At 63.6% G+C, this 14,294-nt stretch carries 12 protein-coding genes; 5 read left to right on the top strand and 7 right to left on the bottom strand.

Annotation, left to right across the window (positions count from 1 at the left end; genetic code table 11):
* The first annotated feature begins 13 nt into the window (after positions 1-13).
* Both A6V37_RS04510 and A6V37_RS04505 read left to right on the top strand, forming a co-directional pair.
* Positions 14-1,828: an aminopeptidase P family protein gene (locus A6V37_RS04510; protein WP_064267555.1), complete on the top strand. Its 1,815-nt coding sequence runs from the start codon at positions 14-16 to the stop codon at positions 1,826-1,828.
* A 30-nt stretch (positions 1,829-1,858) separates the two neighbouring features.
* Positions 1,859-2,482 (top strand): HAD family hydrolase, encoded by a 624-nt coding sequence (locus A6V37_RS04505; protein ID WP_064267556.1) that lies wholly within the window; start codon positions 1,859-1,861, stop codon positions 2,480-2,482.
* Positions 2,483-2,564: 82 nt separating this feature from the next.
* Here the strand turns inward: A6V37_RS04505 and A6V37_RS04500 are convergent, their stop codons facing one another.
* The 7 genes from A6V37_RS04500 to ychF form a co-directional block, all read right to left on the bottom strand.
* Complete coding sequence (locus tag A6V37_RS04500) at positions 2,565-3,686, bottom strand: DUF748 domain-containing protein (protein ID WP_064267557.1); 1,122 nt, start codon at positions 3,684-3,686, stop codon at positions 2,565-2,567.
* Positions 3,687-3,838: 152 nt separating this feature from the next.
* On the bottom strand, positions 3,839-5,506 hold the full coding sequence (gene ettA, locus A6V37_RS04495; protein ID WP_064267558.1) for an energy-dependent translational throttle protein EttA: 1,668 nt from the start codon (positions 5,504-5,506) through the stop codon (positions 3,839-3,841).
* A 253-nt stretch (positions 5,507-5,759) separates the two neighbouring features.
* The gene (locus tag A6V37_RS04490) at positions 5,760-6,860 is read right to left on the bottom strand and encodes a sn-glycerol-3-phosphate import ATP-binding protein UgpC (RefSeq protein WP_064267559.1); all 1,101 of its coding nucleotides are present in this window, start codon (positions 6,858-6,860) and stop codon (positions 5,760-5,762) included.
* Between the two features lie 77 nt (positions 6,861-6,937).
* Entirely contained in the window at positions 6,938-7,783 is an 846-nt protein-coding gene (gene ugpE / locus A6V37_RS04485; RefSeq protein WP_064267560.1) for a sn-glycerol-3-phosphate ABC transporter permease UgpE, read from the bottom strand.
* Entirely contained in the window at positions 7,780-8,664 is an 885-nt protein-coding gene (ugpA, locus tag A6V37_RS04480) for a sn-glycerol-3-phosphate ABC transporter permease UgpA (protein ID WP_064267561.1), read from the bottom strand. Before ugpA ends, ugpE begins: the two co-directional genes overlap by 4 nt.
* A gap of 71 nt (positions 8,665-8,735) precedes the next feature.
* Positions 8,736-10,061, bottom strand: coding sequence for a sn-glycerol-3-phosphate ABC transporter substrate-binding protein UgpB (gene ugpB / locus A6V37_RS04475; RefSeq protein WP_064267562.1), 1,326 nt, complete (start codon positions 10,059-10,061; stop codon positions 8,736-8,738).
* Positions 10,062-10,341: 280 nt separating this feature from the next.
* Positions 10,342-11,436 carry a redox-regulated ATPase YchF gene (gene ychF / locus A6V37_RS04470; protein WP_064267563.1) on the bottom strand — a complete coding sequence of 365 codons (1,095 nt, stop codon included), beginning with the start codon at positions 11,434-11,436 and terminating at the stop codon, positions 10,342-10,344.
* A gap of 319 nt (positions 11,437-11,755) precedes the next feature.
* Here ychF and A6V37_RS04465 point away from each other — a divergent pair, with 319 nt between their 5' ends.
* The 3 genes from A6V37_RS04465 to A6V37_RS04455 all read left to right on the top strand — a co-directional run bounded on the left by A6V37_RS04465 (position 11,756) and on the right by A6V37_RS04455 (position 14,219).
* On the top strand, positions 11,756-12,118 hold the full coding sequence (locus tag A6V37_RS04465) for a hypothetical protein (protein ID WP_064267564.1): 363 nt from the start codon (positions 11,756-11,758) through the stop codon (positions 12,116-12,118).
* A gap of 80 nt (positions 12,119-12,198) precedes the next feature.
* On the top strand, positions 12,199-13,371 hold the full coding sequence (locus A6V37_RS04460; protein WP_064267565.1) for a UbiH/UbiF family hydroxylase: 1,173 nt from the start codon (positions 12,199-12,201) through the stop codon (positions 13,369-13,371).
* A gap of 122 nt (positions 13,372-13,493) precedes the next feature.
* Positions 13,494-14,219, top strand: a complete 726-nt coding sequence (locus A6V37_RS04455) for a DsbC family protein (RefSeq protein WP_064267566.1) — start codon at positions 13,494-13,496, stop codon at positions 14,217-14,219.
* The last annotated feature ends 75 nt before the right edge of the window (positions 14,220-14,294 follow it).

The following is a 14,294-nucleotide window of genomic DNA, read 5'->3' as shown; positions in this document are numbered from 1 at the left end:
GCAGGTGACTCTGATGAATGCCCGACTTCCCGAAACTTCCTCCATCCCCGAACGGCTCGCCACGTTGCGCAACGCAATGGCGCGAGAAGGGGTCGCCGCCTATCTGGTGCCGTCCTCGGACCCGCATCTGTCCGAATATCTGCCGGGACGCTGGCAAGGCCGGCAGTGGCTGTCGGGTTTCACCGGTTCGGCCGGCACGCTGGTCGTCACGGCTGACTTCGCCGGCGTCTGGACCGACAGCCGATATTGGGAGCAGGCCAACGCCCAACTGGCCGGCACCGGCGTTCAGCTCATGAAGATGACCGGTGGCCAACAGACCGCGCCGCATTTTGAATGGCTCGCGCAAAACGTGGCCGCGGGCGGCACGGTCGGCGTGGATGGTGCCGTGCTCGGCGTAGCGGCGGCGCGGGCATTGAGCCAGGCGCTCAGCGCGCGTGGCGTCAAGCTGCGCACGGACGTCGACCTGTTCGACGCAATCTGGCCTCAGCGTCCGGTGCTGCCGGCCGCCGCCGTGTTCGAGCATGCCGCGCCGCATGCGAGCGTCGCGCGTTCGGACAAGCTCGCGCAGATTCGCCGCGCAATGGCGGACAAGGGCGCGCAGTGGCACTTCATTTCCACGCTCGACGATCTCGCGTGGCTGCTGAATCTGCGTGGCGCCGACGTCAGCTATAACCCGGTGTTCGTGGCGCACGCGCTGATCGGTGTCGACCACGCAGCTTTGTTCGTCGCCGACGGCAAGGTGCCGCAAGCGTTGGCCGATGCGCTGGCGCGCGACAACATCAGCGTCGAGCCGTATGCCAAGGCTGCCGACGCGCTTGCCGCGCTGCCCGCCGGCAGCACGCTGCTGATCGACCCGCGCCGCATCACGATTGGCTCGCTGCAGTCCGTGCCGCCGGCGGTCACGGTGGTCGAGGCGATCAATCCGTCCACCTTCTTCAAGTCGCGCAAGACCGCGGCCGAAGCCGAGCATGTGCGCGAGACGATGGAACAGGACGGCGCCGCGCTGGCGGAGTTCTTCGCCTGGTTCGAAGGCGCGTTGGGCCGCGAGACGATCACCGAACTCACCATCGACGAACGCCTGACGGCCGCCCGCGCGCGTCGTCCGGGCTTCGTGTCGCTGAGTTTCGCGACGATCGCGGGCTTCAATGCCAACGGCGCGATGCCGCACTACCGCGCGACTGCCGAATCGCATTCGGTGATCGAGGGCAACGGTTTGCTGCTGATCGACTCCGGCGCGCAGTATCTGAGCGGCACGACCGACATCACGCGTGTCGTGCCGATCGGCACCATCAGCGAAGCGCAGCGGCGCGATTTCACAATTGTCCTCAAAGGCACGATGGCGTTGTCGCGCGCGCAATTCCCGCGCGGCATCCGCTCGCCGATGCTCGACGCGATCGCCCGTGCGCCGATCTGGGAAGCCGGCGCCGACTACGGCCACGGCACGGGTCACGGCGTGGGCTACTTCCTGAACGTGCACGAAGGCCCGCAGGTGATCTCGCACTACGCGCCGGCCGAACCGTGGACCGCGATGGAAGAAGGCATGATCACCTCGGTCGAACCGGGCATTTACCGTCCAGGCAAGTGGGGCGTGCGGATCGAAAACCTCGTGCTGAACGTGCCCGCCGGGCAAACCGAATTTGGCGACTTCCTCAAGTTCGAAACGCTGACGCTGTGCCCGATCGACACGCGCTGCCTCGATCTGTCGCTGCTGCGCGAGGACGAACGCGCGTGGCTCAACGCGTATCACGAGACGGTGCGCACGCGCCTGTCGCCGCATGTTTCGGGCGAAGCGAAGGCGTGGCTGGAGTTGCGTACGCAACCCATCTGAAACGCCTGAGACCTGGCTTACGGAGCGTGCATGGCTATCAAGGCAGTGGTGTTCGATTTCGGCGGCGTGCTGATCGACTGGAATCCGGAGTATCTGTATCGCCGCCTGATTCCCGACGACACCGAGCGCCGCTGGTTTCTGACCCACGTCTGTTCGATGGACTGGGTGGTGCGTCAGGACGGCGGCCAGCCGATTGCTGAGGGAACCGAGGAACTCGTCGCGAAGTTTCCCGATCACGAAGCGCTGATCCGCGCGTTTTACGAGCGCTGGCACGAAATGGTGGCCGGCGTGCTGGAAGAGGGCGTGGCGATCATGGAAAAGCTCGAAGCGGCCAAGGTGCCGCTCTTCGGGCTGACCAACTGGTCGGCGGAGACTTTTCCGTACGCGTGGGAGCATTACCCGGTGCTCAGGCGGTTTCGCGACATCGTCGTGTCGGGGCGGGTGAAGCTGGTCAAGCCCGATCCGGCGATCTTCGCCGCCATGCGTGAGCGGATCGAGGCGCAATTGCCGGGTATCGAGCCCGGCGAGCTGGTGTTCATCGACGACAACCAGAAAAACGCCGAGGCCGCGACGGCGCTCGGGTGGCAGGGAGTGCATCACACCGGCGCGGCACGCACCGAAGCGAAACTGCGCGAACTGGGACTGCCGGTTTGATTTTCACGCGTTTCCAGCAGCAAGGCGGCGTGTCTGCGTTCCAGCGGCGCCGCTTCGCTTCTGCTCAGGCGCCAGCGCGCGCCTACTGACCCAGCAGATTTTTCAACGCGTTACCCAAGCCTTTCACGGTTTCTCCCGCGCCTTTCGCCACGTCTTCGACGCTCACGCCGAGCGCCTTGGCGAATCCGGCGCCGATGCGCTTCATCAGCCCTTCCTGCACCGAGAATTTCGGGTCGCGCAAATCCCCGTCCAACACGAAATGCAGTGTGATGTCACCGTTGTGCGACTTGAGCGCGGCGACGGCCGCCTTGGTCGGAATCGACATGAACGTGTCGAGCGGATTGCCGCTGTCGGCAAGCTGCAGATTGTGGACCGTCAGCGTGCCGGGGGCGTGCAACTGATAGTTGCGCACCGTCGATTCGATCGTCAGATCGACCGTGCCACCCGTCACTTGCGCTTTGGCGCCGGCTTTTTTCACCAGATACGGATCGAGCATCGCGATGTCGACGCCGCGCAGTTGACTCGTGGTCTGCGAATCCTTGCTGGCGATCTTGATCCAGCCGCTGAACGACACCGTGCCGGTATGCGCCGGGCCTTTGATCGAGCCGGTGACGTCGACGCTGGTCGGCTCAGTGAGCGCGGGTAGGCGCAGATTGTCGACGCTCGCGTGGGCGTTGCTGACCGTCACCTTGAATGCCGGCGGTCCGACGCTCGCGTCGTAGAAGTGGAAGTTGCCCTGCTCGAAGCGGATGTGATCGACCCATTTTTCGCGTGAGGTGGGCGCCGTCACGCCGCTGGCCGGTTCGTCGGACTTCTCCACCGATTCGCGCAGTTTGGGCAGCAAGCGGATCTCGCCGTCTTTCGTGCGCAGCGCGGCCAGGTCGAAGCCGCGCACCACCACGCTGCGTATGTGCATGCGCCGCGCGAGCAGATCACGAATGTCGGGCGTCAGCGTGATCTCGTCCGCTCTGAGCGGATCGCCGGCCGGCCAGCCAGGCGGCGCTTTAATGATGACGTGGGTGAGATGGAGCGAGGTGAGGCCAACGTCGATGCGTTCGACGCTGCCCAATGGGCCGAGTGCCGCGATCACGCGCGCCCTGACTTCGCGCTGCGCGAATTGCAGGGCGCCGACCGCGACGACGAGAAGCACGAGCAGCACGCCGACGACAGCCACAATCCAGCGCTGGCCCTTCGACATCGCCATGCTTGCCTCCTCGCCCACAGGTTCGGCGTGCGCTATCCGTGCTCGTTCGGGAGGAACAGGTGCGTCCCGCCGCGACGACAGGTTTCACGCCGACGCACGCAATGCGTGTGCCTTGGCGCCCGTCGGGCGACGGGCGGCCACCAAGTCTGGCTTTATCGCGTGATCGGCTTGTAACGCAGACGCTTCGGACGTGCCGCTTCTTCACCCAGGCGTGCGCGCTTGTCCGCTTCGTATTCCTGGTAGTTGCCGTCGAAGAAGGTAATTTGCGAGTCGCCTTCGAACGCGAGGATGTGCGTGGCGATACGGTCGAGGAACCAGCGATCGTGCGAAATCACCATCACCGAGCCCGCGAATTCGAGCAACGCGTCTTCGAGCGCGCGCAGCGTTTCGACGTCGAGGTCGTTCGACGGTTCGTCCAGCAGCAGCACGTTGCCGCCCGCGATCAGCGTCTTGGCCAGATGCAAGCGGCCGCGCTCGCCGCCCGACAGATTGCCGACGGTCTTCTGCTGGTCGCCGCCCTTGAAGTTGAAGCGGCCGATGTACGCACGCGACGGCGTCTCGTACTTGCCGACCGTCAGCACGTCAGCCCCGCCGGAGATTTCCTCGAACACGGTCTTCGAGCCGTCCAGCGCGTCGCGGCTCTGGTCCACGTAGGCGAGCTTGACGGTCGGGCCTTGCACGATTTCACCCGAATCCGGCTGTTCGCGGCCGGTCAGCATGCGGAACAGCGTCGACTTGCCGGCGCCGTTCGGACCGATGATGCCGACGATCGCGCCCGCCGGAACCTTGAAGCTGACGTTGTCGAGCAGCAGCCGGTCGCCGTACGACTTGCTGACGTTCTTGAATTCGATCACTTCGTTACCGAGGCGGTCGCCGACCGGGATGAAGATTTCCGAGGTCTCGTTGCGCTTCTGGTAGTCCTGGCTGTTCAGTTCCTCGAAGCGGGCAATACGCGCCTTCGACTTCGCCTGACGGCCCTTCGGGTTCTGGCGCACCCACTCCAGTTCCTTCTTGATCGCCTTCTGACGCGCCGATTCCGACGACTCTTCCTGCTTCAGGCGCTCTTCCTTCTGGTCGAGCCAGCTGCTGTAGTTGCCCTTCCACGGAATGCCGTGGCCGCGGTCGAGTTCCAGAATCCATTCGGCGGCGTTATCGAGGAAGTAGCGGTCGTGGGTCACGGCGACCACGGTGCCCGGGAAGCGCGTCAAGAATTGCTCGAGCCAGTCGACCGATTCGGCGTCCAGGTGGTTGGTCGGCTCGTCGAGCAGCAGCATGTCCGGCTTTTCGAGCAGCAGCTTGCACAGTGCGACGCGGCGCTTTTCGCCGCCCGACAGATGTTCGATCTTCGCGTCCCAGGCCGGCAGGCGCAGCGCGTCGGCTGCGATTTCGATCTGCTGCTCGGCGCTGCCGCCGTCGGTGGTGGCGAGGATCGCTTCGTATTTGGCTTGTTCGGCGGCGAGCGCGTCGAAGTCGGCGTCCGGCTCGGCGTAGGCCGCGTAGATTTCGTCGAGTTTCTTCTGCGCGTTGAACACGTCGCCGAGACCTTCCTCGACCGCTTCACGCACCGTCTTGGTCGGGTCGAGCTTCGGCTCCTGCGGCAGGTAGCCGATGTTCAGGTTCGGCATCGGCGTGGCTTCGCCTTCGATGTCCTTGTCCACGCCGGCCATGATGCGGATCAGCGTCGACTTGCCCGAGCCGTTCAGGCCGAGCAGGCCAATCTTCGCACCGGGGAAAAACGACAGCGAGATGTCTTTCAGGATTTGACGCTTGGGCGGCACGATTTTGCCGACCCGGTTCATGGTGAAGACGTATTGGGCCATTTGCTTGCAATAGACGTTGACGACGCCAGCCGCATGGGGGCGAGCGGTCGTGGGTGGAAGGGTAACCGGTGTCATGGCCGGGCGGAGCGCCCGGCGCCGGCCGGCGCGGCGTCGGGCGCGGTGTTTAACCTCGCGACGCTCCGCGCACGGGCGGTTTGTTCAGGTGGCATTGTACTTCGGGGCGGGGGGGAGACGGCAAAGGGTGTTGGCCGTCATGTCCGCGGTGATGTCCGGGGTGACGTCCGGGGTGACGTCAGTTCGCGCGCCGTCCGCTCGCCGGATCGAAGAAGTGCAGATGCTGCGCGGGCAGTGCCACCTGCAGCGCTTCGCCCGCCGCGGGCCGATGCGCGTGCGGCAGGCGCACCGTCACGTCATGCTTGCCCCAGCGGCCATGCGCGAGATTGTCCGCGCCTAGCAGTTCGCAGGAATCGACGGTGAGGGTTGCATGCGGTGCGTCCGCCCGACCCGCGTTTGTATCCCCGTTCATATGTTCCGGGCGAATGCCGAGCACCCATTCGCGTCCCTTGGCGACTTCGCGGCCGATCGGCGGCACGCCTGTGAGCGGCAGCTTCGGGCCGTTGCCGGCCACGTCGAATGTCGCGCCGTCGTCGGACACGCGGCCTTCCAGCAGATTCATCCCCGGCGAGCCGATGAAGCTCGCCACGAACACCGTGGCCGGCCGTTCGTAGACCTCGGTCGGCGCGCCGATCTGTTCCGCGTGGCCCTTGTTCATCACGATCACGCGTTGCGCCAGCGTCATCGCTTCGATCTGATCGTGCGTGACGTACAGACTCGTAGTGGCAAGCCGGGAATGCAGACGCTGGATTTCAAGACGCATCTGCACGCGCAGGCGCGCGTCGAGGTTCGACAGGGGTTCGTCGAACAGAAACACGGCCGGCTCGCGCACAATCGCGCGGCCCATCGCGACGCGTTGCCGCTGGCCGCCTGACAACTCGCGCGGCTTGCGTTGCAACAGTGCTTCGAGTTCAAGAATCTGCGCGGCAGACTGCACGCGCCTGTGAATCTGGCCGCGCTCGACGCCCGCGATCTTCAGTGCGTAGCCCATGTTTTCGGCCACGCTCATGTGCGGATACAGCGCGTAGTTCTGGAACACCATCGCGATGTTGCGATCCTTCGGCTCCAGTTCGTTGACCACCTTGCCGGCGATCGAAATGCTGCCCTCGGAGATGCGCTCGAGTCCCGCCACCATCCGCAACAAGGTCGATTTGCCACAACCGGACGGGCCGACCATCACGATGAATTCACCGTCGGAGACGTTCACGTCGATGCCGTGCAGCACGAACTGTTTGCCGTCGTAGGTTTTTTTAACGCCTTGCAGAGTCAGTGCAGCCATGCCGTTCTAGCCTTTTCGTTGCGTGCCGCGTAGCGCGGTGTTCCTGATTTGAATGCCGGAGTTCGCCATGAAACGGCTTATTTCTCCGAGTCCACCAACCCGCGCACGAACCAGCGCTGCATGGTCAGTACGACCGCAAGCGGCGGCAGCATGGCGAGCAACGTCGCGGTCATGACGAGATGCCATTCGGTCGCGGTGTCGCCCGAGGCGATCATGCTCTTGATGCCGACCACGGCCGTGGTCAGCGATTGCTGGCTCGTGATCAGGATCGGCCACAGGTACTGATTCCAGCCGTAGATGAACGTGATCACGAAGAGCGCCGCCATATTCGTCTTCGACAGCGGCAGAACGACGTCCCAGAAAAATCGCATGGCGCCCGCGCCGTCGATGCGTGCCGCTTCCATCAATTCGTCCGGCAGCGTCATGAAGAACTGGCGGAACAGGAACGTCGCGGTGGCCGACGCGATCAGCGGCAACGTCAAGCCGCTATAGGTGTTGCTCAGATGCACCGACGACACGACCTGCACGGTCGGAAAGATCCGCACTTCGACCGGCAGCATCAGCGTGATGAAGATCAGCCAGAACGACAGATTGCGAAACGGAAAGCGGAAAAACACGATCGCGTACGCCGAGATCATCGAGATGGCAATCTTGCCGATCGAAATCACCAGCGCCATCACGAGGCTGTTGAACAGCATGCGGCCGAACGGCGCCGCCGCGTTGCCGCTGCCTTGCGACCAGACCGTCGCGATGTTCTCGAACAGATGCGTGCTCGGCACTAGCGAGAGCGGCACGCTGAACACCTCGTGCTCGCTCATGGTCGCCGCGCAGAACGCGACGTACACCGGAAACACCACCAGCACGACGCCGAGAATCAGCACCGCGTGGCAGAACAGGTCGAAACCGCGGCGGTTCTCGATCATGAGTATTGAACCCTGCGTTCGATGAAGCGGAATTGCACGACGGTCAACGCCACGACGATCACCATCAGGACCACCGACTGCGCGCCCGAACTGCCGATGTCGAGCCCCTGGAAACCTTCGGCGAAGATCTTGTAGATCAGCGTGCGGGTCGATTGCGCGGGGCCGCCGCCGGTGGCGGCGTCGATCACCGGGAACGTGTCGAAGAAGGCATAGGTGATGTTGATCACCAGCAGGAAGAAACTGGTCGGCGACAGCAGCGGCAGCGCAATGCCGAAAAAGCGCCGCACCGGTCCCGCGCCGTCGATTGCGGCCGCTTCGATGAGCGAGCGTGGAATCGCCTGCAAGCCCGCATAGAAAAACAGGAAGTTATAGCTGACCTGTTTCCAGACGGACGCGAGCACCACCAGAAACATCGCCTGACCCGCGTTCAATGCGTGATTCCACACGATGCCTTGCTTCGCGAGCGCGTACGTCACGAGGCCGATGCTCGGGTTGAACAGGAACGACCACAGCACCGCGGCAATGGCGGGCGCCACCGCATACGGCCAGATCAGGAGCGTCTGATAAACCTTTGCACCGCGCGTCACGCGATCGGCGCACATGGCCAGCAGCAACGAAATCACGAGTCCCGAGACGGTGACGAGCGCGCAGAAAATCAGCGTCGTATTGAACGACGACAGATAAAGCGGATCGGCGAACAACTGCTTGAAGTTGGCGAGTCCGACGAACTCGCTCGATGTGCCGAACGCGTCCTGGCTCTGTGTGGATTGCCAGAGCGCCTCGCCGGCCGGCCACAGGAAGAACAGCACCGTGATCGCGAGCTGCGGCGCGACGAGCAGATAGGGCAGCAGGCTGGTGCCGAAGCTGGAGCGCTTTTCCATCGATAATTCCCGGGGTTCCGCCGCCACTACGGGTTTCGGCGCGAGGGCGCCGAAACCCCGGCGGCGCTGGCTTAGCTGCCGGCTTTCTCGAAGCGGCGCAGCAGTTCATCGCCACGCGACACGGACGAGTCGAGCGCCTGTTGCGGTGTCTTCTTCTGCGCCCAGACCTGTTCGAGCTCTTCGTCGATGATGGTGCGGATCTGCGGCATGTTGCCCAGACGCAGGCCCTTCGTGTACGGCAGAGGCGGCTTGTTGAGCATCTGCTTGATGGCGGTGTCGCTGCCTGGGTTCTTCTCGTAGAAGCCTTGCTGCTGCGTCAATTGATACGCGGCGGTCGTGACCGGCAGATAGCCGGTGTCCTGGTGCCACTTCGCCGCAACCGGCGCCGACGACAGATACGCGAGGAATTTCGCTACGCCCTTGTACACGGCCGGATCCTTGCCCGACAACACCCACAGGCTGGCCCCGCCGATAATCGCGTTCTGCGGCGCGCCCTTCACGCTGGCGTCGTACGGCATCATGCCGGTGCCGAAATTGAACTTGGCGTATTTCTTGATCGTGGCGAGCGATCCCGACGAGTTCGTGATGATGCCGCAGTCGCCGCTATAGAACTTCGACACCGGTTCGTCCTTGCGGCCGACATAGGTGAACGTGCCGTCCTTTTCCATGTTCTGCAGGAACTGGATATGCGCGACCTGCAACTGCTTGTTGAACTCCAGCTCGGCGTCCGGGCCGCCGAAGCCGTTGTCCTTCGACGCGAACGGCACGCCGTTCCAGGCGCTGAAGTTTTCGAGTTGAATCCAGCTTTGCCAGCCGGACGAATAGCCGCACGTCATGCCGGAGGCTTTCAGCTTCTGCGCGTCGACCTGCAATTCAGCCCATGTTTTCGGCGGCTGGTTCGGGTCGAGGCCGGCTTTCTTGAAGGCGTCCTTGTTGTAGTACAGCACCGGCGTCGAGCTATTGAACGGCATGGAGATCAGCTCGCCGGTTTTGGCGTCGCTGTAATAGCTCGCGATGGTCGGCACGAAGGCTTTTTCGTCGAGCGGCACGCCCGCCTGCTTGAACACATCCGAGACCGGAATCACGGCCTTTTTCGCCTGCATCATCGTGGCGGTGCCGACTTCATAGACCTGCAGAATCGCCGGCGCGTTGCCGCTGCGATAAGCCGCAATGCCGGCGGCGAGCGTCTGGTCGTAGGCGCCTTTGAACACTGGCACGATCTTGTAGTCGCTTTGCGACGCGTTAAACGCGTTGGCGATGTCGTTCAGACGCTCGCCCAGCGCGGCTTCCATGGCGTGCCAGAACTGGATTTCGGTTGCGGCCTGGGCCGCCTGACTGACGCCGATGCTCAACACGGCTGCCACGGAAAGCGAACGGACTAACGTCTTCAAACTCATCGATTGGTCTCCCGGATGCGAATCGCGCGATTCTATTGGTGTTCGATGACAATCCGGAGTCGATAGCCGGGCGGCGCGGGCCGCTTTTGACGAATACCGGATGCCGCAATCTAACATCGGTGTCACAAAACGGAAACAGTCGGCGCCAGAAAACGCAAGTGGCGGCCAACAAAACAAAGAGCCCGCGTGGCGCGGGCTCTTCTCGTGAGTTCCAAGGCTGCGGGCGGCGGCGCTGAGGCTTTCACCCGTGGCCGCCCGGCGTCAAAGCCGGAACGCGGACTTAGACGTTGAACAGGAAGTTCATCACGTCACCGTCGTGCACGACGTATTCCTTGCCTTCCGCGCGCATCTTGCCGGCTTCTTTCGCGCCTTGTTCACCCTTGTACGTGATGTAGTCGTTGAACGCGATCGTCTGCGCACGAATGAAGCCGCGCTCGAAGTCGGTGTGAATCGCGCCGGCCGCTTGCGGCGCGGTGTCGCCGATATGGATCGTCCACGCGCGCACTTCCTTCACGCCCGCCGTGAAGTACGTTTGCAGGCCGAGCAGCTTGAAGCCCGCGCGAATCACGCGGTTCAGGCCGGGCTCGTGCATGCCCATGTCGGCGAGGAACACTTCCATGTCGGCTTCGTCGAGGTCGGCGATTTCCGCTTCGATCGCGGCGCACACGGCCACCACCGGCGCGTTTTCCGCCGCGGCGAATTTCGTGACCGCGTCGAGATGCGGATTGTTCTCGAAGCCGTCCTCCTTCACGTTGGCGACGTACATGGTCGGCTTGGCAGTGATCAGACAGAACGGCTTGAGCGTGGCCTTTTCTTCGTCGGTCAGGTCGAGCGCACGGACCGGCTTGGCCTGGTCGAGCTGGGCGCGCACCTTTTCCAGCACGGCGGCGTTCTTGACCGCTTCCTTGTCGTTGCCCGACTTGGCCGCCTTCGAATAGCGCGCCAGCGCCTTTTCGACCGTTGCGAGGTCGGCCAGCGCCAGTTCGGTGTTGATCACTTCGATATCCGACAGCGGGTCGATCTTGTTCGCGACGTGAATCACGTTCTCGTCTTCAAAACAGCGCACCACGTGCGTGATCGCATCGGTTTCGCGGATGTTGGCGAGGAACTGGTTGCCGAGGCCTTCGCCCTTGCTCGCACCGGCCACGAGACCGGCGATATCGACGAACTCCACCACCGCCGGCAGGATGCGCTCCGGCTTGACGATTTCGGCAAGCGCCTTCAGACGGGCGTCCGGCACCTCGACAATGCCGACGTTCGGCTCGATCGTGCAGAACGGATAGTTTTCGGCGGCGATACCCGCCTTGGTCAGCGCATTGAACAGGGTGGACTTGCCGACGTTAGGCAGGCCGACGATGCCGCATTGGAGGCTCATGAAAATTCCTTCAGTGAATCAGTAAGTTGCGTGATGCGCTCGACGCTGTGTGCAGGACTTGGGAAGTCTGCGCGGTTGGCGTGTCAGAGACACGCAGCGGAGCGGGGCAAGACACCGGATCGGGGCGTGAGCTCAACGACGGGGTGCGAGTTTTCACGAAAGGCGTAATTGTAACCCGTTCGGATCGGCTCACCGGAGCGTGAACGGGAAAGCAGTGCCTCGGGTTGGGGGCAAAATCTTACTATTTGGTAACAATTGCTCGGGAGCGCTGTAGAATCGCCGGATCAGGGCCGCTAGAGCCCACATTCCGGGGATAAAAATGCGAACAATTGGTTGGTTGGGGACGGGCTTGGCCGTGGCATTGGTAGGCGTGGTCGTCGTGAATTGGGTGTCGCGCAATTTCGACGACGCTCAGGCGAACACGGATCGGCAGACGGTCGAATGCCTGACGAGCCGTTTGACGCTGAACGATAAACAGCGCATCGCGAAGTTCGCCGATACCAACGACCTCGACTCCCTGTGGCGTGAATACGACCGCCATTTCCCCGACTGTGCCGTGCGCAGCGACCAGCGTGACCGCAAAAGCGAACTTGAGGCGAGCGCGTGGCGGCTTCTGTCGTACGACCGCGAATTCATGCGGCTGCGCGAAGCGAACGCGGCACACGCCGCGGTGGGACATTAGGGCGCATCGGAGTGTTGCCCGGGCTCAAATGCCGCCCGCGCCGATCCGTCCCCCGCAACCCCCGCAGCTATAATGCGCGGATGAACGCACACCACCAGACCTTTGATGCCGCAGTGATCGGCGGCGGCCTCGTCGGCAAGACCGCGGCGCTGGCGCTGACCCAAGGCGGATTGCGCGTGGCGCTGCTCGCGCAGCCCTGCGCGGCGCTGCCCGCCGGCGCCAACTTCGACTCGCGGGTCTACGCGCTGTCGTCGAGTTCGCAAGCGCTGCTGGAGCGTTTGCGGGTCTGGCAGGCGCTCGATCTGGCGCGCCTTGGGCCGGTCTACGACATGCGGGTTTATGGCGACGCCCACGCCGAACTGCATTTTTCAGCGTTCCAGGCTTCAGTGCCGCAATTGGCGTGGATCGTCGAGTCGTCGGTGATCGAGCGCGCGCTGGATGCGGCACTGCGCTTTCAGCCGAATCTCACCTGGATCGACACGCGCGCTCAGGCGATCGATATGAGCGCCGACAGTGCCAGCGTCGGTCTCGCCAACGGTAACGTGCTCGAAGCCGATCTGGTGGTCGGCGCGGACGGCGCGCATTCCTGGGTGCGGGCGCAGATCGGCTCGAAGATGGACAGGCGTGACTACAAACAAACCGGCGTGGTCGCGAACTTCAAGGCCGGGAAACCGCACGGCGAAACCGCCTACCAATGGTTCAAGGACGGCGAGATCATCGCGCTCCTGCCCATGCCGGACGGCCACGTTTCGCTGGTCTGGTCGGCGCGCAGCGAGCACGCCGAGCAGTTGACCGCGCTCGATCCGGCACAGCTTGCCGCCGAGGTGGAGCGTGTGACAGGCGGCCAGTTCGGCGCGCTCGACTGCGTGACGCCCGCCCAAGGCTTCCCGCTCGCGCTGCAAACGGTCGACCGGCTGGTGGCGCCGCGCGTCGCGCTGGTCGGCGACGCCGCGCATCTGATTCATCCGTTGGCCGGGCAGGGCATGAATCTCGGCCTGCGCGATGTCGCCGCGCTAGCCGATACCGTCGCCGGCAAGGAGTCGTTTCGCGATCTCGGCGACATGGTGCTGCTGCGCCGCTACGAACGCGCGCGCCGCGAAGACATCCGCGCGCTGATGATCGCCACCGACGGCCTGCAGAAACTCTTCTCCGTCCCCGGTCCGTTCGCCAAGGCGCTGCGTAATACCGGCATGGCTTTTGTCGGCGCGCAGCCGTTCATCAAGCGCTGGCTGGTGTCGGCCGCGCTGGGTTAAAGCGCGCTGGCCAACATGGTGCGGCTCCCGACACAGGTATCATGAACGGATGGACGCTTTGCCAGTCAGACCGGACATGTCGTAAAACGCGCCGCGGGCGCGATTGAACCCAGGAATTCAGCATGAAAAAGACCTTCCGCATGGCGGCCGCCGCGCTCGCGATCGCCGCCGTCACCATTGGCTGCTCGGCGCAGGCCGATCAGACCACCGACAAGCTCAAAGCCACGCTGCAAACGCGTCTCGCCGACGTGACGATCAAGAGCGTGTCGAAGTCGCCAATCGCCGGCCTTTACGAAGTGAACCTCGGCACGCAGATCGTCTATAGCGACGCGAACGGTGACTACCTGCTGCTCGGCGACATGGTCGACGCGAAAACGCGCAAGAATCTGACGGAGGCGCGTCTGTCGGAAACCAACCGCATCGACTTTGCGAGCCTGCCGTTCGCGAACGCGGTGAAGGTCGTGAAAGGCAACGGCGCACGCAAGATCGCGGTGTTTTCCGATCCGAACTGCCCGTACTGCAAGCAGCTCGAAACAACGCTCAAGTCGATCGACAACGTAACGGTCTACACCTTCCTGTACCCGGTTCTGTCGCCGGATTCGACCGCCAAGTCGAAGTCGATCTGGTGTTCGGCAGATCGCGCGAAGGCCTGGGAATCGTGGATGCAGGACCATCAGGCGCCCACCGCCGCCGGCACCTGCGACACCGCCGCGATCGACAAGAACCTGGCGCTCGGCCACGCCATGAACGTCGACGGCACGCCCACGGTGTTCCTTGCCGACGGCCGCCGTTTGCCCGGCGCCGTGCCGGCTGACCGTCTGGACAAGGAAATGTCCGCGGTGCACTGAGCACGCAACCGACACTGAATCAAGGAGGCGCGACGTGCGCCTCCTTTCGCATCGAGCCTCGACGTATCAAATCCC

This window comes from Paraburkholderia ginsengiterrae (genome assembly GCF_001645125.1).
Taxonomy (GTDB): Bacteria; Pseudomonadota; Gammaproteobacteria; order Burkholderiales; family Burkholderiaceae; genus Paraburkholderia; species Paraburkholderia ginsengiterrae.
This window is presented reverse-complemented; position numbering and strand designations above follow the sequence as displayed.

What these genes read in the sequence shown, in the direction of transcription:
- A6V37_RS04465 (WP_064267564.1), top strand. Translation starts at nt 11,756, where the DNA reads ATGCGAACAATTGGTTGGTTGGGGACGGGCTTGGCCGTGGCATTGGTA.
- ugpA (WP_064267561.1), bottom strand. Translation starts at nt 8,664, where the DNA reads ATGGAAAAGCGCTCCAGCTTCGGCACCAGCCTGCTGCCCTATCTGCTC.
- A6V37_RS04460 (WP_064267565.1), top strand. Translation starts at nt 12,199, where the DNA reads ATGAACGCACACCACCAGACCTTTGATGCCGCAGTGATCGGCGGCGGC.
- A6V37_RS04455 (WP_064267566.1), top strand. Translation starts at nt 13,494, where the DNA reads ATGAAAAAGACCTTCCGCATGGCGGCCGCCGCGCTCGCGATCGCCGCC.
- A6V37_RS04500 (WP_064267557.1), bottom strand. Translation starts at nt 3,686, where the DNA reads ATGGCGATGTCGAAGGGCCAGCGCTGGATTGTGGCTGTCGTCGGCGTG.
- A6V37_RS04510 (WP_064267555.1), top strand. Translation starts at nt 14, where the DNA reads ATGAATGCCCGACTTCCCGAAACTTCCTCCATCCCCGAACGGCTCGCC.
- ugpE (WP_064267560.1), bottom strand. Translation starts at nt 7,783, where the DNA reads ATGATCGAGAACCGCCGCGGTTTCGACCTGTTCTGCCACGCGGTGCTG.
- A6V37_RS04490 (WP_064267559.1), bottom strand. Translation starts at nt 6,860, where the DNA reads ATGGCTGCACTGACTCTGCAAGGCGTTAAAAAAACCTACGACGGCAAA.
- A6V37_RS04505 (WP_064267556.1), top strand. Translation starts at nt 1,859, where the DNA reads ATGGCTATCAAGGCAGTGGTGTTCGATTTCGGCGGCGTGCTGATCGAC.
- ettA (WP_064267558.1), bottom strand. Translation starts at nt 5,506, where the DNA reads ATGGCCCAATACGTCTTCACCATGAACCGGGTCGGCAAAATCGTGCCG.
- ychF (WP_064267563.1), bottom strand. Translation starts at nt 11,436, where the DNA reads ATGAGCCTCCAATGCGGCATCGTCGGCCTGCCTAACGTCGGCAAGTCC.
- ugpB (WP_064267562.1), bottom strand. Translation starts at nt 10,061, where the DNA reads ATGAGTTTGAAGACGTTAGTCCGTTCGCTTTCCGTGGCAGCCGTGTTG.